The sequence below is a fragment of the Polaromonas sp. YR568 genome (assembly GCF_943369675.1).
In the GTDB taxonomy this organism is placed as follows: domain Bacteria; phylum Pseudomonadota; class Gammaproteobacteria; order Burkholderiales; family Burkholderiaceae_C; genus Polaromonas.
Window position 1 is genome coordinate 103,943 of record NZ_CALROB020000005.1, and the last position, 19,271, is coordinate 123,213.

Consider the following 19,271-nt stretch of genomic DNA (forward strand, 5'->3'; position numbering starts at 1 on the left):
TCAATCAAACAAGCAACAAAGAGAAAGAGGACGGAGACAACATGAGCACCCCCAGAATCGGATTTATCGGCATCGGCATGATGGGCCACGGCATGGCCAAAAACCTGCTGGCCAAAGGCTTCGGCCTGACCTTCAAGGTCAACCGCAACCGCGACAACCTGGCCGACCTGGTCGCCGCCGGCGCGAAGGAAGCCAAGACCAACGCCGAATGCGCGCAGGCCAGCGACATCGTGTTCATCTGCGTCACGGGCTCGCCCCAGGTCGAGGAGATCGTCTACGGCAAGGACGGCCTGCTCGAGGGCGGCCGCAAGGGACTGATCGTGGTCGACACCTCCACGGCCGAGCCGGCCTCCAGCACCCGCATCCGCAACGACCTCGCGGCCAAGGGCATCAAGCTGGTCGATGCGCCGCTGGCGCGCACGCCGAAAGAGGCCGAGGAAGGCCGGCTCAACACCATGGTGGGCGCCGAGCCGGAAGACTTCAAGACGCTGGAGCCGGTGCTCAAGGCCTTCTGCGAAAACATCTTCCACGTCGGCCCGCCCGGCCACGGCCATGTGCTCAAGCTGGTCAACAACATGATGGCCATGAGTTTTGCGGCGTCGATTGCCGAGGCCTTCGCGGTCGCGGCCAAAAGCGGGCTGGACCTGAACCGCCTCTATGACGTGATCTCGGCCGGCGGCGTGAACTGCGGCATCTTCCAGATGATGGCGACCAAGACGCTCAAGGAAGGCGACGTCACCGGCTTCAAGTTCGGTATCGCCAACGCGCAGAAGGACCTGCGCTACTACACCCACCTGGCCGAGATGCTGCCCGTCGCCAGCTTCATGGGCGAGGCCACGCACCAGAGCCTGATCCAGGCCAGCAACGCCGGCTTCGGCGACAAGCTGATCGCCTCCCTTTTCGAAGCACAGGAAAAACTCAACGACGTCAAGATCGTTCCCCGTTAAACCACCCCTTAACAAGCAGGAGACAAGAACCATGAGCGACATCAAGAACAACGACACAAGCCCTGAACCGGCACCCGACAGCAAGGCCACCTCGCGCCGCGCGCTGCTCAAGCACTCCAGCCTGGCGCTGGTGGGCGCGGGCCTGTACGGCGCGGCGCCCTTCATGGGCCCCTGGAAACACAACCACGCCTGGGCGCAGACCGGCCAGAAAAAACCGCTGACCATTGGCCTCACCATGGACGCCTCGGGCCTGTACGCGGCCTCGGGCGCCGAAGAGCGCCTGGGCGCCATGATGGCCATCAAGGAATTCAACGACAAGGGCGGCGTGCTGGGCCGGCGCATCGAGGCCATCCACATCGACACCGAAACCACGCCGGCCACCGGCTCGCGCGTGGCCGAGCGCATGATCACGCGCAACGAAGCCTCCTTCCTGATAGGCGCGGTGCACTCGGGCGTGTCCAACGCCATCTCGCAGGTCGCGCAGAAGTACGGCACGATCTTCTTCAACACCAACTCCAGCAGCCCGACCGAAGCCGGCAAGGACTGCCACCGCACCAAGTTCGTCTGGGACGGCAACGGCACCAACTTCTCGAACGCCATCGTCAAGAACGCCATCAAGGCGAGCGGCCGCAACTGGGTGCTGCTGACCAACGACTACGTCTGGGGCCACACCACTTCCAAGGCGACGCGCGCCATCGTCGAAGCCAACGGCGGCAAGATTGTGGAAGAACTGCTGGTGCCGCAGAACACCCGCGACTTTTCGTCCTACCTGCTCAAGCTGCAGCAGCTCAAGCCCCACGTGGTGGCCACGGCGGTGGGCGGCGACGACATCAAGGCGCTGCGCCAGCAGGTGGTGCAGCTCAAGATGAACCAGAGCATGGCCTGGATCAACAACCAGCAGGACTGGCCCGACGTCTACGGCCTGGGCCCCGAGGCCATCTTCGGCGTCTTCGGCACCACCTGGTACTGGCGCCTGAACCTGCCCGGCGTGAAGGAATTCGTCGCGGCTTACCAGAAGCAGTTCCCGGGCATGGCGATTCGCGTGCCGGGCAATGTGTACCACAACGGCTACATGGCCACGCGCGAACTGCTGCGCTGCGTGGAAGAAGCCGGCACCACCAACAACATCGCGGTCATCAAGAAACTTGAAGGCCGCAAGATGAGCGCGGCCGACCGCCTGCAGCACTACGACGCGTGGATGGACCCGGTCACCCACCAGTGCCAGCAGACGATTTACATGGCCAGCTACAACGACCAGCCCGCCGAGAAGGACGACATCTTCAAAATCCTCACGCAGGCCGAGCCCAAGGACGTGATGGACAAGGACGCCACCGGCGCCTGCAAGCTCGAGAGCTACGAAGCGACGCCCAGCTACGAAGTCTGAAACAGCCCGCAGTCATGCAACGGGTCCTGTGCCGCTACGCCAGGCTACGGACCCTGACTGCCTGGCCTACAACCTATAAAGACCGACATGGATTTCCTGTTTCAGCTTATTCCGCACCTCGTCAACGGCGTCTCGCTGGGCCTGCTGTTCGCGCTCATCGCGCTGGGCTTCATGCTGATCGTGGGGGTGATGGAAACCATCAACCTCGCGCACGGCTCGCTGTTCGCGCTGGGCATGTACTTCGCGCTGTTCCTGATCGCGCCGCAGCTGGGCATGTTCCCCAACCTGCAGGCCTGGTACATGACCTTGCCGCTGGGCACGCGCTACGGCGTGGCGCTGATTTTTGCGCCTGTCTTTGTCGGCATTTTCGGCATGCTGCTGGAGCTGTGCATGCGGCGCACCTACGGCCGCGACCCGCTCTATGGCCTGCTGCTGACCTTCGGCGCCGCGCTGGTGATCGAGGAAGGCATACGCCTGGTGTGGGGCTCGTCGGAAAAGCAGATCATGCTGCCCGAGGTGATCTCCGGCGCCTTTTTGATGGGCGACCTGGTCTATTCGAAATACCGCTTCTTCGCCAGCGGCTTCGCCATCCTGATGATCGTGCTGCTCTGGGTGTTTTTGCAGAAGACGCCCTACGGCGCCATCATCAAGGCCGGTGCGCATGACAGCGAAATGGTGCGCGCCCTGGGCATCAACCTGTCGCGCCTGCGCCTCTTCGTCTTCGGCCTGGGTGTGGCGCTGGCGGCCATTGCCGGCGTCGTCATGGCGCCCATCTGGGGCATACGCCCGCATGTGGGTGTGGATGCGGTGGTGCCGGCCTTCCTGATCATCGTGCTGGGCGGCGTGGGTTCGCTGTGGGGTGCGGTGATTGCGGGGTTGATGGTCGGCATGGTGGTGGGGCTCACGGGATCTTATGCATCCGAGTGGTCGTTGATGTCCATGTATTTGTTGTTTATCGCCGTGGTCACCTTCCGCTCGCGCGGTCTCTTCGGGAAGAAAAGCGTCCTGGATGCCTGACGCCCCCTGTCACTGTTAATCGCAGAAAGTATTTGAATGAAACCGCTACAAGATAGAGTCGCGCTGGTCACGGGTGCGGCAGGCACCATGGGCCTGGCCGTCGTCAAGGCCTTGCTCGAGGACGGCTGCAAGGTCGCGATGGTCGACGTAAGCCACGAGCGCAACCGCGCGCTGGCCGGTGAACTCGGGCCGCGCGCCTTGCCCTTCTCGTTTGACATCAGCGACCCTGCCGCCGTGAGCGAGGGCCATGCGCTCATCGTCGAAGCCCTGGGCGCTGTCGACATCCTGGTCAACAATGCCGGCATCCTTTCCAACAACAAGGTTGAAGCCACCGAGGCCGGTGAATGGCGCCGCGTGCTGGGCGCCAACCTGGACGGCGCGTTTTACCTCGCACAGCAGGTGGTGCCGGCGATGAAGGCGCGGCGCTTCGGCCGCATCATCAACACCAGTTCGCTGGCGGCCAAGACCGGCGGGCTGACGGCGGGCACGGCCTATTCGGTGTCCAAGGGCGCGATGAGTTCGCTGACCTTTTCGCTGGCGCGCGAACTCGCGCCCTTCGGTGTCACGGCCAACGCCGTCGCGCCGGCCTACGTCAAGACGCCCATGATCACCGAACAGCTCAATGAGGAGCAGCGCCAGAAGCTGCTGAAAGACATCCCGGTCGGCCGCTTCTGCGAGCCCGAGGAGTTCGCGCACGTGGTGCGCTTCCTGGCCTCGCCGCTGTCGGGTTTCATCACCGGCGAAATCATCGACCTCAATGGCGGCCTGCTGATGGATTGAGAGTGAGGGAAAGCCCTTTCGCCGCCCGCGCGCTTTGCGCCCACAATTTCGCCATCCATGAGCAGCATCACACCTTCCATCGACTTCAGCACAGCCCTGACGGGCCTGTTCGACCTGCGCGGCAAAACCGCCTATGTGCCCGGCGGCTACGGCGGCATCGGCGAGGCGATTGCCTGGGGCCTGGCCATGGCCGGCGCGCGCGTGGCGGTCTCGGGCCGCGACGAGGCCAAGGCGCGGGCCGTGGCCTCGGCCTTGCAGGCGGCGGGCCACGAGGCCATGGGCCTTGCCATGGACGCGCATTCGGTGCCGCGCATGCAGGCCTCCGTCGACAAGGTGGCCGCGCAGTGGGGCAGGCTCGACATCCTGGTCAACTGCGTCGGCATGCAGCGCGAGCAGGCTTTGCTGGAGGTGACCGAAGAAGCCTTTGACGAAGTGCTGCAGGTCAACCTCAAGGCGGCAATGTTCCTCGCGCAGGCCGCGGCGAAAAAACAGATTGAAGGCGGCAAGGGCGGCGCGCAGGTGCATTTGCTCTCAGTGCGCGCACAGCTCGGTTTGCGCGGCCGCGGTTATTCGGCCTACAGCAGCAGCAAAGGCGGCCTGGTCATGCTGATACGCCAGCATGCGAGTGAACTTGCGCCGCACGGCATCACCGTCAACGGCATCGCGCCGACGGTGGTGCAAACCGAGATGGCGCGCCACTGGCTGGAGAATCCTGAGACACGCAAGCAGGTGCTGGACCGCATCCCTCTGGGCCGCGTGGCCGACCCGCAGGACGTGGCCGGTGCGGCGGTGTTTTTTGCGGCGCCTGCGTCGCGCTTTGTGACCGGACAGGTGCTGTACCTCGACGGCGGCATCACCGCCTCGCAGTAGGAGCCGCTCAAAAACCCTCCAGGCGTTGTTGCGCCGCCTTGCCGTGCCTTCAGCACTGTCTGCGGCGACGCGCCTAGCCAGGACCGCTTCGCTGGGTTTTGTGAGCAGCTCTAGAGAAGAGAGAACCTGTTCCGGAGTCAGCGCTTGATTGCCAGGGCCGCGACGGCATGCTGCACGCCGCCGCTGCCGATGGGAATGCCCTGCACCCGCATCGCAGCTTCCACGCCGGCCAGGCAGCCGAGGATCATGGCCGGGTTCATGTCGCCCAGGTGGCCGATGCGAAACGTGCGCCCCGCCAGCGGGCCCAGTCCACCCGCAATCGCAACCTGGAACTGCTCGCGCGCAACCGAGCGCAAGGCTTCGGGGTCAATGCCGGCGCTGACGGACACCGTGGTGACGGAGACAGAACGCGCCGCCGGCTCACGCACAAACAGCGACAGCGCGCCGCCCTCGCTCCAGCCCTCGACGGCGGCATGCACCGCATCGGCGATCAACCGGTGGCGCGCGATGACATCCTCCACGCCTTCATGAAAGATCAGGCCCAGCGCGGCCTGCAGGCCGTAGAGCAGGGTTTGCGGCGGCGTGCCGCAGAACTTGCGGTAGCTCAGCGGGCTTTGCCGCCGTGCCCAGTCCCAGTAAAAGCGCGGTGAGGGATTGGCCGCAGCCACCTTCATCGCGGCGGCGTCCGCGGCAACAAAGGCCAGGCCGGGCGGCACCATCAGGCCTTTTTGCGAGGCGCCCAGCACCACGTTGGCGCCCAGCGCATCCATGGAAAAAGGCGCCGCGCCCAGTGACGCGACCACGTCCACCACCAGTAGCGCGGGGTGGGCCGCGGCTTCCAGCGCCTGCCGTACCAGGCCCGGGTCGCTGGTCATGCCGCTGGCGGTGTCGGTGTGGACGACAAACACGGCCACGATGGTCTGCGCGGTGTCGGCGCGCAGGGCGGCTTCAATCGCCGGCACGTCGATCGGGTAGCCCTCGCGCCACGGTGTGCGCAGCACCTGCGCGCCCATGGCTTCGGCTTGTATGGCCCAGGATTCGGAGAAGTGACCGGTGCCGGCAATCAGCACCTGCTGGCCAGGCGACAGCAGGTTGGCGATCACGGCCTCCCAGACGCCGTGGCCGTTGCAGGCGTACAGGAATACGTCAGCGCTGGAGGTTTGCAGCAGCGCCTTGAGCCCGGTTTCACAGGCCTGGATGACGCCGTCGAGCCGGGGGTCGGCCAGGTCCATGGGCTGCCTTCGCATCGCATCCATGACCTCATCGGGCACCCGCGTGGGGCCGGGGGAGTGGAGGAATCGGTGGCCGGGGATGCGTTTGTGGGGCGTCATGCCGGAAAATTATGCGCCAGCCGGCTTCCGGTTGACCAGCACGATGCCGGCCGCCACGGTGGCCAGCGCCACCAGCAGGCCGGTGGTCACGCTTTCTTTCAGCCACAGCGCGCCGAACAGCAGCGCGAACAGCGGCGTGAAAAACACAAACACCGAAATCTTGGTGGCCGGGTAGCGCCCCAGCATCCACATCCAGGCCAGATAGCTGGCAAACGCGCCTATGACGGTTTGCAGCGCGAGCGAGGTGACGGCAAAGGGACTGAAGTGCCAGGACCATTGCTCGCCCAGGTAGAGCGACAGCAAGGGGAACACGGCCGCGCTCACGGCCAGCTGGTAGAACAGCAATTTTTCGGGGGAGATGCTGGTGAGTTTGGTGGCGCGTATCACCACCGTGGTCAGGCCCCACAGCATGCCGGCGGCCAGCGCCAGCAGGTCGCCGTGCGCGGTCGAGGCGTGGTCGCCGGTGAAGCCTTCGCGCAACGCGAACACCACGGCGGCAAACGCGCACAGCAGGCCCACCCATTGCAGGCCGCGCAGCCGTTCGGACTTGACCCACAGCGGCACCAGCAGCGCGACCCAGAAAGGCGAGGTATATAAAAACACCGTGAGGCGCGAGGCGCTGGTGTATTGCAGGCCCACGTAAATGCAGGCGAATTCCGCGCCGAAGAGGGCGCCCGCCAGCAGCCCGGCCTTGAGTGAGCCGTCGCGGCGAAACAGCGGGATCTTGCGCCACAGGCACCAGAGCCACAGCAGGGCGGTGGCGCCGACCAGGCGCAGCGAAGCCTGGAACATGGGCGGGATTTCGCTGATGGTGGCCTTGATCAGCACCTGCTGCAGGCCCCAGAACAGGCAGCAGCCCAGCAGCAGGGACATGGCGAGGGTGTCGAGATGGGTTTTGCGTGTCATGGGTGAAGAATCTGGAAGCTCGGGCGGGGACGCTGTGGCGCCAAAGGCAGGCGCCTTGCGTTCGTTACAGCGGATGCTCGGTGTAAAACCTGCCGCCGTGGAACAGCAGCGGCGAGGCGCCCGCGCGGTGGCCGCAGCGCTCGACCTCGCCCACGAAAATCACGTGGTCGCCTTCTTCATAGCGGCTGCGGTTGAAGCATTCGAAGTGGGCGGCCGCGCCGTCCAGCAGCGGCGCGCCGCTGGCGCCCTCGGTGTGGGCCACGCCGTCCCAGCGATCCGCGCGCCCGCTGGCGAACTGTTCGGCCAGCGCCTTCTGGTCGGCCGCGAGGATGTTGATGGCGTAGTGCGAGCCGGTGCTCAGCGCGGGCATGGAGCCGGCCGCCTGCGCTAGGCTCCAGAGCACCAGCGGCGGCTGCAGCGACACCGAATTGAAGGAGTTGGCGGTCAGGCCCACCAGCACGCCGGCTGGCGTGCGCGCGGTGACGATGGTGACACCGGTGGCGAACATCGCCAGCGACGCCCGGAATTCCCGCTGCGAAAAGGCGGGACTGCTCGCTTTGCGAGGGTTGGCGGGGGTCGGCATAGAAGGCTAATTTAACTGATGCGCTGCAGACGCGCCGGCGGCAGGGTTCAGAGCCCATGAACACAGAGGCCGTGGCAGCGGCGGTTAAACTGGCTGGCATGACGTTCCGCCGTTTTGCCCTCTGCCTGTCAGCTACGTATTTAATAGCGTCAGGCGCCCAAGCCGCCTCACCTTGTGTCGAGTTTTCCGCCAAACTGCCGAACGTCAAGCGCGAATTGTGCGACGCGGCGCAGCTGCAGCCCTCAGGTGGGCGCTCGGTCAACGGGCAGGTGCTCTGGGTGCGAGACATCAAGCCGGAAAACGCCACCTTGCGTGTGCTGGTGCTGGGCGCTATCCACGGCGACGAGCTGTCCTCCGGCGCGGTGGCCCTGCACTGGATCAAACTGGCCGCGCAGCCGCCGCAGGACCCACCCCAGGTGATCCACTGGCGTTTTGTGCCGGTGCTCAATCCCGACGGCGTTCTGTCCAGGCCGCCGCGCCGCGTCAATGCGCACGGCGTGGACCTGAACCGCAATTTCCCCACGCCCAACTGGGAGCGCGACGCCAAAATCTACTGGGAAAAACGCACAGGCAAGGATCCGCGCCGCTGGCCGGGGCCCAAGCCGCTGTCCGAACCCGAATCACGCTTCCTGCACGAGCAGATGCAAAGCTTCAAGCCCCAGCTCATCGTCAGCATCCACGCGCCTTACGGTGTGCTCGACTTCGACGGGCCGTCGGTGCCGCCGTCCCGGCTGGGGCGGCTGTACCTGGACCAGGTCGGCATCTTCCCGGGTTCGCTGGGCAATTACGGCGGCATCCACAAAGGCGTGCCGGTCGTCACAATCGAGTTGCCCAACTCCATGCGCACGCCGCTCGATGCCGAGATGCGCCAGATGTGGCTGGACCTGTTGCGCTGGACGAGCGAGCGCATCGCCGTGCAGGGCAATGCCGCCGCCCGCACCACGCCCGAAACTTCTCACCGCGCGCCCTGAGATTTCTCGCAGGGCGGGGCTCTTCAGAGCTTTTTGTAGGCGCGGTCCATTTCCACGCTTTTGCTGGTGTCCTTGACGCCGCGTTTCACGTCGCGGCCTGCCTGCTCGACGACGGGGTTGGGCTTGGCGTTCGTCATGTCCACCGCCTGGTCGCGCTCGTGCGGCAACTCAAGGCTGGCTTCCACGGAGTCGTCTTTGGGCGTATTCGCTTCCCCGGGGCGTGAGCGCTGCTCGCGCGGCTCTTTGGCTGGCATGCCTTTGCTAGCCGCCGCTTGCTTGTCGCTGTTCAGGGGAGTGTTCTTGGGGTTCATGCCAGGACTTTGCGCGCCCCATCGCGCCGGCCCTGTCAGCCCGGCAAATCAGGGCCTGTAGGAGAAAGCCACTTCAAGGCGGCTTTCCAGGGCTTTCAGGCCGCCAGGAAAGTGGCAGCCTGCGCCACCGCCGCCGCGTCGGCCTTGACCGCATCGGGCGGCCCGCCTTGGCCCCACAACTCGCCGCCGTAGTTCATGGCCATGAACTGCGCGCACAGCCGGATCGAATCGACCATGGGCTGCGCCTTGGCGCGGTCGCCGCTGGTGGTGATCAGCCACAGCGTCTTTTTGGCCATCTCGTCCTTGAAGGGCAGGCCGGGCACGCGCATCCAGGCGCTCCAGTGGTCCAGGTAAATTTTCAGCGGCGCCGGGATGCTGTACCAGTAGACCGGGGCCACGAACACGATGTCGGTGGCGGCCATGGTCGCGTCCAGCAGGGTTTTCATGTCGCCCCCGGGCATGGGGTACTGGCCCGTGGTGTGGCGCTGGTCCACGAACAGCGGCATTTGCATGCGCGACAAATGCTGCCAGGCCTGGGGCGTGCCGGCCGGCAGTGCGGCGGCGGCCTGCTGCGCGAGCCATTCGGTGTTGCCCAGCGCGCCGGGTTCGCGCGTGGAGGTGGTGAGGAAAAGGAAGTGGGGCTTGGTCGTCATGGCGGCCATGGTAGCGGCAGGCGCCGCCCTTTGCTTGCGCGGGGTCGGGGCCCGCGTGCCAGAATGAATTCACCCACAAACGCTTAGGGGCGCTTTCCCATGATCCATATCCGCGACATCGACCACATCGTCCTCAGGGTGGTGAACCTGGGCGCAATGATGAAGTTTTATACAGAGGCGCTGGGCTGCACCGTCGAGCGCCGGCAGGACGAAATCGGCCTGGTGCAGCTGCGCGCCGGGCGCTCGCTGGTCGATCTGGTGCCGGTGGACGGCAAGCTGGGGCTGGCCGGCGGCGCGGCGCCCGGCAAGGAAGGCCGCAACGTCGACCATGTGTGCTTTCGTGTGGAGCCTTTTGACGCGGAAGCCATTCACCGGCACCTGGCGGCCCATGGCGTTGACGCGGGCAAGGCGGAGTCGCGCTATGGCGCCGAAGGCGAAGGGCCTTCGATCTACCTCAATGATCCCGAAGGCAACACGGTGGAATTGAAAGGCCCGGCCTGGCCGGCGGGCCGCAAGCCAGGCTAGAACTGCCGCCAGCCCTGCCAGGCAGTGAAGGCGGCGCATGCGATGAGCACGCCACCGACCGTCCGCGCCATCCCCACGCTGGCGCCCGGCCGGTCGGCCAGCCATTGGCACGCGCCGGCGGCGGCCAGTGCCAGCGCGCCGTAGATGCCGGTCTGGGTCAGCGCGATGATCAGGCCCAGCGCCAGCGCCTGTACCCACAACGAGCCGTATTCGAGCCGCAGGAACTGCGGAAAAATCGCCAGCATGAAGAGGTAGGCCTTGGGATTGAGCAGGCAGGTCAGCGCCGCCTGCCTGAAAGTCCGCCACGGTGACTGCGCTTGCACCTCCGGCAAGCCACCAAACACGGAGGTGCTGCGTGTGAGCGACCAGCCTATCCAGGCAATGTAGAGGCTGCCGGCCAGCAGCATCATGTTGACCATGCCCGGCACCAGCTGTAGCAAAATGCCCAGCCCCAGGGCCCCGGCCACGACGTGGCAGACACCGCCGGCCACGATGCCGCCCACCGCGAACAGGCCGGCGCGGCGCCCGCCGGTCAGCGAGCTGGCCATGACAAACGCCATGTCCATGCCGGGCAGGATGATGATGCCCAGCACCATCAGGAAGAACAGCCACAGGTGCGCGAAGGGGTCCATGGGGCGGATCTCCTGGTCTTACGCTGCGGAGTAGGCCGGGCGGGTCAGCTCCATCACCCAGTTGGTTTCCCAGTTGCGGCCGCCGTCCTCGGAAAAGGCCTGCTCCCAGCGCGCGCTGCGCGGCGTGATGCCCGACCAGGTAAAGCGCACGCGCACCGGCCGGCCCTCGTGCGTGTCGTTGCCCTCGAAGCGGCCTGTGCCGTTTGCGAACGCGCCGACCACCGGCGGCTGCATCAGGCCGTCGCTGTGGCTGACCCAATAAATGCTCCAGAGCCGGGTCTGCGGGCTGAAAAAGCGCAGCGCCATGCCTATGCACCGGTTGCCGTCGGCGACCAGGTCGTTCATATTGCCCAGCCCGTCCAGCAGCAGCGCGCCGTCCTGCACGGCCTCGAAGCGCTCCCAGTCGGTGCAGCCGGCCAGGCGCTTCTTGAGCCGTGTGTTGCCGACCAGCCAGCGGCCGGTGATGAAGTTGAAGTCGTGGCGCCCGTCGCTGAGTTGGGCGGTTTCCGGGGATTGGCTCAGGGTGGTGGTGCTCATGGTGTTGAAAAGCGCTTTTGGCGCCTGGAATGGATGCCCGGGGATTCCCCGTAAATGGTCCGGCTGGGCCGGTGAAAAATGAGTCTAAAAATGTAATAGGGCTATTTCGGCCCTGATTAAAGACTAGACTTTTCGCCATGTATTCACCGACCACCCGTGTACTGACCGTGCTGGAGCTGCTGCAATCCCACGGGCGCATGAGCGGCGCCGAACTGGCGCGGCGGCTGGAGGTGGACGGCCGCACCTTGCGCCGCTACATCGCCAAGCTCGAAGACCTGGGCATCCCGGTGGTGGCCGAGCGCGGCCGTTATGGCTACTACAGCCTGATCGCCGGTTTCAAGCTGCCGCCCATGATGTTCACCGACGATGAGGCGCTGGCGCTGTCCATAGGCCTGCTGGCCGCGCGCAGCCTGGGGCTGGCCGAGGCCGCGCCCGCCGCGCAGAGCGCGCAGGCCAAGCTCGAGCGCGTGATGCCGCACAACCTGAAAAACCGCATACGCGGACTGGGCGAGACGGTGACGCTGGACCTGCGCCATGCCGACGCGCCCGGCGACAACACCGCCTTGCTGGCCCTGAGCGCCGCCGCGCACGGCTGGCAGCGCGTGCACATGGCCTACCAGTCGGCCGAGGGCGAGGTCACCGAGCGCGAGTTCGACGCCTACGGCCTGGTGTTTCGCCGCGGCCGCTGGTATGCGGCGGGCTGGTGTCACCTGCGCGGCGCGCTGCGCTCATTCCGGCTGGACCGGGTGCGGGAAGTGAAGGCGCTCAACGTGGTGTTCACGCCGCCGGCCGATTTCGACGCCGTGCAGCACCTGGCGCTGGGGCTGGCCACCATGCCGCGCAGCAATACGGTGCGGCTGCTGCTCCACACCGACCTGCAGACCGCGCAGATGGAATTGCCCGACAGCGTCGGCGTGTTCCAGCCCAGCGAGGAGGGTGTGCTGCTGCACAGCCAGACCGACCACCTGGGCTGGTTCGCGCGGCAGCTGATGCGCCTGTCGTTTTCCTTCGACATCCAGGAACCGGCCGAGTTGCGCGTGGCCTTGCGCGAGCACGCGCAGCGCACACTGGCGCAGCACGCCGCCTGACTTTCAGGAAGCCGGAATCAGGCGGCTTTGGTTTGCAGCCGCTCGCCGGCCCGGTCCTGGCCGTAGAAGCCGAAATCCATGGCCGGCACTTCACCACTGATGAGTTCGGCCATCGCCTTGCCGGAACCCGCGCCGTGCGTCCAGCCCAGCGTGCCGTGGCCGGCATTGACCCACAGCCGGCCGATTCTGGTCTTGCCGATGTAGGGGATGTTGGTGGGCGTGGCGGGGCGCAGGCCGGCCCAGAAATGCGGCGTGCCGCCTTGTTCTTCAAGGCGGGTGTCGCAGACGCCCGGCAGCACCTCCTCGATGCGCTCGGCCAGCATCTTGCAGCGGGCCTTGGCCAGCGGCGTGTCCAGCGAGAGGTCGTAGCCGCCGACCTCGATGGTGCCGGCCACGCGCAGATGGTCGCCGAGCCGGCTCATCGCGCATTTGACTTCGTCGTCGATGGTGCTGACAAAAGGCGCGAGTTCCGGCTTGAGCAGCTTGAAGGTCGCGCTGTAGCCCTTGCCGGGGTAGATGGGCAGGTCGACACCCACCGTGCGCAGCAACGGCGCCGTGTAGGAGCCGCAGGCCACCACGATTTCGTCGGCTTTGAGCTGGACCAGCTCTTCATTTTTGCCGCGTATGGTGCGCGGCCGCACGGCGACGGAATGGATCGCACCGCCCGCTTTTTCCAGCCGTTCAATGTCATGGCCGTAAAGGAAGCGGGCGCCGCGGTCGGCGCAGCGCTGGGCCAGCGCCTGGGTGAAGACGCGGGCGTCGCCGCTTTCGTCGCTGGCGGTATAGGTGCCGCCCACGATGCGGTGCGCGAACGATTTGAAGGCCGGCTCGATGGCCAGCAGTTCGGCGGTGCTCACCACGCGGCGCGCCACGCCGAATTTGCGCATCAGGGCCGCGGCCTCGCCAGCGGTGTCGAACGTCTTCTGGTCGGTGAAATAGTGCGCGATGCCGCGCTCAAGCCGGTTGTATTCGATGCCGGTGGCGCTCACGACGTCCTTGAGCGCGGCGTGGCTGTAGGCGCCCAGCGCCACCAGCTGCTGCACGTTGCGCTCGAAGGCGGCGTCGTTGCACTGCGCCAGGAACTGCAGGCCCCAGCGCCACTGCTGCCAGCCTTCGCCGAAAGGCAGTTGCGGGCGGAACAGCAGCGGCGCGTCGTCCCGGAACATCCACTTGAGGGCCTTGAGCGGCGCGTCCTTGTTGGCCCAGGGCTCGCAATAGCTGACGGAAATCTGCGCCGCGTTGCCGAAACTGGTTTCCAGCGCCGCGTCGGGCTGGCGGTCCACCACCGTGACCTCATGGCCGCGCTCGAGCAGATGCCAGGCGGTGCTCACGCCGATGATGCCCGCGCCCAAAACTACAACTTTCATGGCTGACCCCTTTACTGCGTCCAAGTGTGCGGGATGTTGCTTTCAATTAATAGAAAAATTAAACTCTCAGTGAAAACATCAGAACAGCTAATAGAGAAAAGGGAAGCGGGATGAGTACTTTTGATCCTGATGCGCTCGAATGCCTCGCGGCCATCGTGGAAGAAGGCGGTTTTGAGCGCGCGGCGCAGCGCCTGTCCATCACCCAGTCGGCGGTTTCGCAGCGCCTGAGGGCGCTGGAGGCCCAGGTCGGCACCGTGCTGATCGTGCGCAGCCGCCCGCTCAAGCCCACCTCGGCCGGCCAGCTGTTGCTGAAACACACCAAGATGCTGCGCCTGCTGCGCGCCGACCTGGAGCGCGACCTCAAGGAGCTGGCGCCCAGCTCGCTGGGCGGCGCGCGCGAGGAAGAGCGCATTTCCATCGCCATCAACGCCGACAGCATCGCCACCTGGGCCATGCAGGCCCTGACGGACCTGGCGCAGCAGGGCTTGCCCATGGAAATCATCACCGACGACCAGGACTTCACCCACGAATGGCTGCGCGAAGGCCAGGTGCTGGGCTGCGTCACGACGCTCAAGCAGGCCTTGCGCGGCTGCAAGGTCGTGACACTGGGCGCGATGGAATACGTCGCCGTGGCCGCGCCCGCCTTTGCGCGCGAGCGGCTCGGCAAGGGGGCCGCCACGGGCACCGATCCGGTGCTGACGGCCCACAATTTCCGCGAAGTCCCCTTTGTGGCCTTCAACCGCAAGGACGACATGCAAAGCGAGTTCGTCGGCAAGGCCTTCGGCCTCAAGCGCGTCACGCTCAACCAGCTCTTTGTGCCCTCCTCGGAGGGACAGGTGCGCGCCGTGCTGGCGGGCTGGGGCGTCAGCGTGGTGCCGCGGCTGCTGGCGCAGGGCCTGATCGACCAGGGCCAGCTCGCCAACGTGGCGCCCGCCTATACCTTGCCGATACAGCTCTACTGGCACTGCTGGAACCTGGAGTCCGAGGTGCTGGACGCGCTGACCGCGGCGCTCAAGCAGTCGGCCGCGCAGTCGCTGGTGCCCTGACGCGCGGCCGCTTTGGCTTGCCGCACCGCCATTCGTACCAGGCTTGATGCGCGCCATGCCCTCGGGCCGGGGGCTAATCCCATTTACAAAAGGCGGGCAGGTGCGCACACTGCAAGGGCGATGCGGGACGCACGGCGGCGCGGCATGGCGCTGAAAGGCACAAGGTAACAGGGATGCTGGGATGGCTGGGGCTGCGTACCCGTCTGGTTTTGCTGGTGCTGCTCGCGCTGCTCCCCGTCTTCGGCCTGCTTGTCTATTCGGCGGAGCAGGGCCACAGGGCCGCGCTGCGGCTGGCGCAGTCCGATCTGCTGTCGGAAGTCCTGATGCTGTCGGCCCGCCAGCAGCGCTCGGTGGACATGGTCCACGAGCTGCTCAACGGCCTCGCCAGCGGGCCGCACATCAAGAACCCCGCGCCCGGCCTGTGCGGCCAGCACCTGAAAAACCTGCACAAGGAACACCCCGAATTCACCAACCTGGGCCTGGCCGCGCCGGACGGCACCATGCTGTGCGACGCGCTGGACGCCATTGCCAATCTGAAGGCCGACCAGCGGCCTTTCTTCCAGCAGGTCATGGCGGGCCAGCGCTTTGCCGTGGGGCGCTATGCCATAGGCCGCGCCAGCGGGCGGCCCGGCATCGGTTTTGCGGTGCCGGTGCGCAACGATGCGGGGAACATCAGCGGCGTCGCCTTCGCGGTGCTGAGCCTGGACGGCCTGGCGGATTCGCTGGCGGACGCGCCGGCCGTGCCCGGCGCCAGGCTGGCCGTGATGGACCGTGACGGCACGGTGCTGGCTGTTTCGCCCCCCGAGCCGGCCTGGGTGGGGAAACCGCACCCGGACCCTGTCATCCAGCAGGCCGCCCGGGAGCGCCGGCAGGGTGTGCTGCACGCGGCCGACGCCGGGGGAACCGCGCAGGTCTATGGTGTGGCGCCTGTGTCGGGCGGCGGGCGCGAGGGCCTGTTCGTGGCGATCAGTGTCCCGAACGCGCTGATCACCGCGCCCAGCCGCGAAGACCTGATTGTTGAACTGCTGGTATTGCTGGTGGTGGCGATGTTCGGCGTGGCCTGCGCCTGGTGGATGGGCAACCGGCTGATCGTCAACCCCGCCCATGCGATCCTCAAAGAGGCCAACGAGGTGGCCCAGGGCAACCTGGGCGCGCGCGTCATCATGGGCCCGTTGTACCAGGGCGAACTCGGCGAGATCGGCTTGTCCTTCAACCGCATGGCCGAGTCGCTGCAGGCCCGGCAGCGGGAACTGGACGCCGTGCTGGGCCGCGTCGACAAGGAGCGCGCGCTGCTGGACCTCATCCTCAACAGCATGAACGAGGGCGTGATCGCCGCCGACACCAAAGGCCGCTTCCTGCTGTTCAACGCGGCCGCGCGGGCGCTGTATTCCGCCGTGCCGGCTCCCGGCATGCGGGTGGAGGACTGGCGCCGCGGCCACGAGCTGCTGATGCTGGACGGCAAGACGCCTTATGCCGCGGAGGACCGGCCCCTGTCGCGGGCCACCCGCGGCATCAACATCGACAACTGCGACCTGGTCATCCGCCGTCCCGGCGTGGAAGACCGTGTGCTGCGCATCAGCGCCAGGCCGCTGCGCGACGCCGCCGGCGTGCTGATAGGCGGCATCACCGTGTTCAACGACATCACCGCCATGAAGGCCGCCGAAAACCTGGCCCGTGCGCAGGAGCAGGTGCTGGCGCTGATCGCTGGCGGCGCGCCCCTGGCGCAATCGCTGCAAGCCATCGTGCGCCTGAGCGAAGAGAGTTCGCCGGAGAGCATTTGCTCCATCCTGCTCGTCGAGGACGGCAAACTGCAGCTGGGCGTGGCGCCCAGCCTGCCCGCCGGCTACAACGAGGCCCTCGAAGGCGTGCGGATCGGCGAGGGCGTGGGCGCCTGCGGAGCCGCCGCGTTTCGCAACGAGCTGGTGGTGGTGGAAGACGTGGAGACCGACCCGTTGATGCGGGACTATCGTGAGCTGATGCTGGAGCACGGCCTGCGCGCCTGCTGGTCCATGCCGGTGGTGTCGACCAACGGCGAGGTGCTCGCGACCTTCGCGATCTACCGCGCCTACCCGTGCAGGCCGCTGCCCGGGGAGCTGGAACTGATCGCCACCGCGGCGCGGCTGGCCGGCATCGCGCTGGCGCGCGCGCGCGCCGAAGCGGCCCTGGTCAGCAGCCAGGCGCGTTTTCGCGAGCTGGCCGAAAACATCGACGACGTTTTCTACAACGTCGATCCCCGCGCCGACCGGCTGCTCTACATCAGCCCCGGCTACGAAAAGATCTGGGGCCGCAGCCGCGAAAGCCTGTACGCCGACCCGACGTCGTACGGCGAGGCCGCGCTGCCCGAGTACCGGGAAGCGCTCGCGCTCGCCAGGCAGCGCAACCGCGCCGGGGAGATGTCGGACATCGAATACCGCATCCTCTCCAAGGACGGCAAGACGCGGTGGATACGCGACCATGCCTATCCCGTGTTCAATGCCTCCGGCGTGCTGGAGCGCGTGGTCGGCACCGCGCGCGACGTCACCGAACGCAAGCTCGCCGAGCTGGCGCTGGCCAGCACCAACCGCGCGCTGCAGATGCTCAGCCGCTCCTGCATCGCCATCAACCGCATGGACGAGGAAACCGCACTGCTGGCCGAAGTGTGCCGCGTGGCCCTCGACGCGGGCGGTTACCGCATGGCCTGGGTGGGCTACGCGCAGAACGACGCGGGGCGAAGCATCCAGCCCATGGCCCATGCCGGCGACGACGACGGCTACCTCGCGGCGATCCGCCTGAGCTGGCGCGACGACGACATCACCGGCCAGGGCCCGGCGGGCCTGGCCGTGCGCACCGGGCAGCCCCAGCAGACCGGCGACATCGGCTTGATAGACAGCCGTTTCTACTGGAACGTGGATGCCCTGCGCCGCGGCTACCTGAGCGCCATCTGCCTGCCGCTGCGCGACGGGCCGCGCAGCTTCGGCGTGCTGTGCCTGTACTCGGGCGAGGCGCAGGATTTCGGCGCCGACGAAGTCAGGCTGCTGCAGGAGCTTGCCGACAACCTGGCCTTCGGCGTCATCGGCCTGCGCGTGCGGCTGGAGCGCCGGCGCAGCCAGGAAGCCGAGCGCCAGGCCGTCATCAAGATACGCGAGCAGGCCTCGCTGCTGGACCGGGCGCAGGACGCCATCATGGTCCGCAACCTGGACCGCACCATACGCTTCTGGAACAAGGGCGCCGAGCGCCTCTACGGCTGGACGGCTGCGGAAGTGCTCGGCAAGACCATGGAAGACCTGATGTACAGCGACCCGCAGGTGCTGATCGACGGCATGGCCCGCACGTTGGCCAGCGAAGGCGACTGGAGCGGCGAGATGGAGCAGCGCGCGCGCGATGGCTCGGTGGTGTGCATAGAAGCCCGCTGGACGGTGGTGCGCGACGAGCAGGGCCGGGTCAACGGCGTGCTGGGCACCAACACCGACATCCGTGAACGCAAACGCGCGCGCGAGGAGATTCTGCGGCTCAATGCCAGCCTCGAGGAGCGGGTGCAGCAGCGCACCGCGCAGCTCGAATTCGCCAACAAGGAGCTCGAGGCGTTTTCCTATTCGGTGTCGCACGACCTGCGCAGCCCGCTCAGCGCCGTCGACGGTTTCAGCGACCTTCTCGAGCGCGCCATGGCCAGGGCCGAGACCAGCCCGCTGACCGAGCGCAGCCGGCATTACCTGGCGCGCATACGCGCGGGGGTTTCGCAAATGGGCGAGCTGATCGACGCCATGCTCACGCTGGCGCAGGTGTCGCGCTCCAGCCTGCGCTGGGAGCGCGTCGACCTCAGCGCCCTGGCCCAGGCCCTGCTGGCCGGCTACCGCGAGCGCGAGCCCGACCGCGCGGCTAACCTGCACGTCGAGCCCGGCCTGGCGGGCCAGGGCGACCCGCGGCTGCTCAAGCAGGTGCTCGACAACCTGCTGGGCAACGCCTGGAAGTTCAGCGCCCGGCAGGCCTGCACCGACATCAGCTTCGGCCATGAAACCGGCAAGGACGGCGAAACGGTGTACTTCGTGCGCGACCAGGGCGCGGGCTTCGACATGGCCTACGTCGAAAAACTCTTCGGCGCTTTCCAGCGCCTGCACTCACTCTCGGAATTCGCCGGCACCGGCATAGGCCTGGCCACGGTGCACCGCATCATCACGCGCCACGGCGGCAAGGTATGGGCCGAGTCCCAGCCCGGGCACGGCACCACCTTCTATTTCACCCTAGGTGCAGAGACACTGTGAGCGCTACGCCCCGGTGCGATGCGAAGCGAGCCGTTTAATACCAGCCGGGGCCGCGGGACTGGCTTTGCCAGACCGCAGGCGCAGC

General features: G+C 66.7%; 18 protein-coding genes. 10 read left to right on the top strand and 8 right to left on the bottom strand.

Features of this window, described 5'->3' with window-relative positions; all coding sequences use genetic code 11:
* The first annotated feature begins 41 nt into the window (after positions 1 to 41).
* The 5 genes from ACLV8F_RS04090 to ACLV8F_RS04110 all read left to right on the top strand — a co-directional run bounded on the left by ACLV8F_RS04090 (position 42) and on the right by ACLV8F_RS04110 (position 4,998).
* Positions 42 to 947, top strand: a complete 906-nt coding sequence (locus tag ACLV8F_RS04090; RefSeq protein ID WP_411882970.1) for an NAD(P)-dependent oxidoreductase — start codon at positions 42 to 44, stop codon at positions 945 to 947.
* A 31-nt stretch (positions 948 to 978) separates the two neighbouring features.
* Positions 979 to 2,331: an ABC transporter substrate-binding protein gene (locus ACLV8F_RS04095; RefSeq protein ID WP_411882971.1), complete on the top strand. Its 1,353-nt coding sequence runs from the start codon at positions 979 to 981 to the stop codon at positions 2,329 to 2,331.
* 87 nt (positions 2,332 to 2,418) lie between these two features.
* Positions 2,419 to 3,348 carry a branched-chain amino acid ABC transporter permease gene (locus tag ACLV8F_RS04100; RefSeq protein ID WP_411882972.1) on the top strand — a complete coding sequence of 310 codons (930 nt, stop codon included), beginning with the start codon at positions 2,419 to 2,421 and terminating at the stop codon, positions 3,346 to 3,348.
* 36 nt (positions 3,349 to 3,384) lie between these two features.
* Positions 3,385 to 4,128, top strand: coding sequence for an SDR family NAD(P)-dependent oxidoreductase (locus ACLV8F_RS04105; protein WP_411882973.1), 744 nt, complete (start codon positions 3,385 to 3,387; stop codon positions 4,126 to 4,128).
* A 57-nt stretch (positions 4,129 to 4,185) separates the two neighbouring features.
* Positions 4,186 to 4,998 (top strand): SDR family NAD(P)-dependent oxidoreductase, encoded by an 813-nt coding sequence (locus ACLV8F_RS04110; RefSeq protein ID WP_411882974.1) that lies wholly within the window; start codon positions 4,186 to 4,188, stop codon positions 4,996 to 4,998.
* Between the two features lie 137 nt (positions 4,999 to 5,135).
* Here ACLV8F_RS04110 and ACLV8F_RS04115 read toward each other — a convergent pair whose 3' ends face one another.
* From ACLV8F_RS04115 to ACLV8F_RS04125, 3 genes are all read right to left on the bottom strand, one after another.
* Positions 5,136 to 6,329, bottom strand: a complete 1,194-nt coding sequence (locus tag ACLV8F_RS04115) for a pyridoxal-phosphate-dependent aminotransferase family protein (RefSeq protein WP_411882975.1) — start codon at positions 6,327 to 6,329, stop codon at positions 5,136 to 5,138.
* 9 nt (positions 6,330 to 6,338) lie between these two features.
* A complete protein-coding gene (locus ACLV8F_RS04120) occupies positions 6,339 to 7,235 on the bottom strand; it encodes a DMT family transporter (RefSeq protein ID WP_411882976.1) in 897 nt (298 codons plus the stop codon).
* Positions 7,236 to 7,299: 64 nt separating this feature from the next.
* Positions 7,300 to 7,818 (bottom strand): flavin reductase family protein, encoded by a 519-nt coding sequence (locus ACLV8F_RS04125; RefSeq protein ID WP_411882977.1) that lies wholly within the window; start codon positions 7,816 to 7,818, stop codon positions 7,300 to 7,302.
* Between the two features lie 56 nt (positions 7,819 to 7,874).
* Between ACLV8F_RS04125 and ACLV8F_RS04130 the strand changes: the two genes are divergently transcribed.
* Positions 7,875 to 8,789, top strand: a complete 915-nt coding sequence (locus ACLV8F_RS04130) for a M14 family zinc carboxypeptidase (RefSeq protein WP_411882978.1) — start codon at positions 7,875 to 7,877, stop codon at positions 8,787 to 8,789.
* Positions 8,790 to 8,812: 23 nt separating this feature from the next.
* Here the strand turns inward: ACLV8F_RS04130 and ACLV8F_RS04135 are convergent, their stop codons facing one another.
* Positions 8,813 to 9,043, bottom strand: a complete 231-nt coding sequence (locus ACLV8F_RS04135) for a hypothetical protein (protein WP_411882979.1) — start codon at positions 9,041 to 9,043, stop codon at positions 8,813 to 8,815.
* 152 nt (positions 9,044 to 9,195) lie between these two features.
* Positions 9,196 to 9,753 (bottom strand): flavodoxin family protein, encoded by a 558-nt coding sequence (locus ACLV8F_RS04140; RefSeq protein ID WP_411882980.1) that lies wholly within the window; start codon positions 9,751 to 9,753, stop codon positions 9,196 to 9,198.
* 99 nt (positions 9,754 to 9,852) lie between these two features.
* On the opposite strand from ACLV8F_RS04140, the gene ACLV8F_RS04145 reads away from it, so the two are divergent.
* Positions 9,853 to 10,278, top strand: a complete 426-nt coding sequence (locus tag ACLV8F_RS04145; protein ID WP_411882981.1) for a VOC family protein — start codon at positions 9,853 to 9,855, stop codon at positions 10,276 to 10,278.
* Here ACLV8F_RS04145 and ACLV8F_RS04150 read toward each other — a convergent pair.
* Together ACLV8F_RS04150 and ACLV8F_RS04155 are read right to left on the bottom strand one after the other, a co-directional pair.
* Positions 10,275 to 10,910 carry a LysE family translocator gene (locus ACLV8F_RS04150; RefSeq protein WP_411882982.1) on the bottom strand — a complete coding sequence of 212 codons (636 nt, stop codon included), beginning with the start codon at positions 10,908 to 10,910 and terminating at the stop codon, positions 10,275 to 10,277. The genes ACLV8F_RS04145 and ACLV8F_RS04150 overlap by 4 nt on opposite strands.
* Before the next feature lie 18 nt (positions 10,911 to 10,928).
* Positions 10,929 to 11,447: a hypothetical protein gene (locus ACLV8F_RS04155; protein ID WP_411882983.1), complete on the bottom strand. Its 519-nt coding sequence runs from the start codon at positions 11,445 to 11,447 to the stop codon at positions 10,929 to 10,931.
* A 137-nt stretch (positions 11,448 to 11,584) separates the two neighbouring features.
* Here ACLV8F_RS04155 and ACLV8F_RS04160 point away from each other — a divergent pair, with 137 nt between their 5' ends.
* Positions 11,585 to 12,535: a helix-turn-helix transcriptional regulator gene (locus ACLV8F_RS04160; RefSeq protein WP_411882984.1), complete on the top strand. Its 951-nt coding sequence runs from the start codon at positions 11,585 to 11,587 to the stop codon at positions 12,533 to 12,535.
* Between the two features lie 17 nt (positions 12,536 to 12,552).
* Here ACLV8F_RS04160 and ACLV8F_RS04165 read toward each other — a convergent pair whose 3' ends face one another.
* Positions 12,553 to 13,902, bottom strand: a complete 1,350-nt coding sequence (locus tag ACLV8F_RS04165) for a D-amino acid dehydrogenase (RefSeq protein WP_411882985.1) — start codon at positions 13,900 to 13,902, stop codon at positions 12,553 to 12,555.
* 110 nt (positions 13,903 to 14,012) lie between these two features.
* On the opposite strand from ACLV8F_RS04165, the gene ACLV8F_RS04170 reads away from it, so the two are divergent.
* Both ACLV8F_RS04170 and ACLV8F_RS04175 read left to right on the top strand, forming a co-directional pair.
* Positions 14,013 to 14,948: a LysR family transcriptional regulator ArgP gene (locus ACLV8F_RS04170; RefSeq protein ID WP_411882986.1), complete on the top strand. Its 936-nt coding sequence runs from the start codon at positions 14,013 to 14,015 to the stop codon at positions 14,946 to 14,948.
* Positions 14,949 to 15,121: 173 nt separating this feature from the next.
* Positions 15,122 to 19,186, top strand: a complete 4,065-nt coding sequence (locus ACLV8F_RS04175) for a PAS domain S-box protein (RefSeq protein ID WP_411882987.1) — start codon at positions 15,122 to 15,124, stop codon at positions 19,184 to 19,186.
* Positions 19,187 to 19,271 lie beyond the last annotated feature (85 nt).

Bases quoted from the DNA above. Each gene is read 5' to 3' on its own strand.
- ACLV8F_RS04155 (WP_411882983.1), bottom strand. From the start codon at position 11,447: ATGAGCACCACCACCCTGAGCCAATCCCCGGAAACCGCCCAACTCAGC.
- ACLV8F_RS04130 (WP_411882978.1), top strand. From the start codon at position 7,875: ATGAACACAGAGGCCGTGGCAGCGGCGGTTAAACTGGCTGGCATGACG.
- ACLV8F_RS04145 (WP_411882981.1), top strand. From the start codon at position 9,853: ATGATCCATATCCGCGACATCGACCACATCGTCCTCAGGGTGGTGAAC.
- ACLV8F_RS04095 (WP_411882971.1), top strand. From the start codon at position 979: ATGAGCGACATCAAGAACAACGACACAAGCCCTGAACCGGCACCCGAC.
- ACLV8F_RS04090 (WP_411882970.1), top strand. From the start codon at position 42: ATGAGCACCCCCAGAATCGGATTTATCGGCATCGGCATGATGGGCCAC.
- ACLV8F_RS04115 (WP_411882975.1), bottom strand. From the start codon at position 6,329: ATGACGCCCCACAAACGCATCCCCGGCCACCGATTCCTCCACTCCCCC.
- ACLV8F_RS04150 (WP_411882982.1), bottom strand. From the start codon at position 10,910: ATGGACCCCTTCGCGCACCTGTGGCTGTTCTTCCTGATGGTGCTGGGC.
- ACLV8F_RS04105 (WP_411882973.1), top strand. From the start codon at position 3,385: ATGAAACCGCTACAAGATAGAGTCGCGCTGGTCACGGGTGCGGCAGGC.
- ACLV8F_RS04110 (WP_411882974.1), top strand. From the start codon at position 4,186: ATGAGCAGCATCACACCTTCCATCGACTTCAGCACAGCCCTGACGGGC.
- ACLV8F_RS04135 (WP_411882979.1), bottom strand. From the start codon at position 9,043: ATGCCAGCCAAAGAGCCGCGCGAGCAGCGCTCACGCCCCGGGGAAGCG.
- ACLV8F_RS04165 (WP_411882985.1), bottom strand. From the start codon at position 13,902: ATGAAAGTTGTAGTTTTGGGCGCGGGCATCATCGGCGTGAGCACCGCC.
- ACLV8F_RS04125 (WP_411882977.1), bottom strand. From the start codon at position 7,818: ATGCCGACCCCCGCCAACCCTCGCAAAGCGAGCAGTCCCGCCTTTTCG.
- ACLV8F_RS04175 (WP_411882987.1), top strand. From the start codon at position 15,122: ATGCTGGGATGGCTGGGGCTGCGTACCCGTCTGGTTTTGCTGGTGCTG.
- ACLV8F_RS04170 (WP_411882986.1), top strand. From the start codon at position 14,013: ATGAGTACTTTTGATCCTGATGCGCTCGAATGCCTCGCGGCCATCGTG.
- ACLV8F_RS04140 (WP_411882980.1), bottom strand. From the start codon at position 9,753: ATGACGACCAAGCCCCACTTCCTTTTCCTCACCACCTCCACGCGCGAA.
- ACLV8F_RS04120 (WP_411882976.1), bottom strand. From the start codon at position 7,235: ATGACACGCAAAACCCATCTCGACACCCTCGCCATGTCCCTGCTGCTG.
- ACLV8F_RS04160 (WP_411882984.1), top strand. From the start codon at position 11,585: ATGTATTCACCGACCACCCGTGTACTGACCGTGCTGGAGCTGCTGCAA.
- ACLV8F_RS04100 (WP_411882972.1), top strand. From the start codon at position 2,419: ATGGATTTCCTGTTTCAGCTTATTCCGCACCTCGTCAACGGCGTCTCG.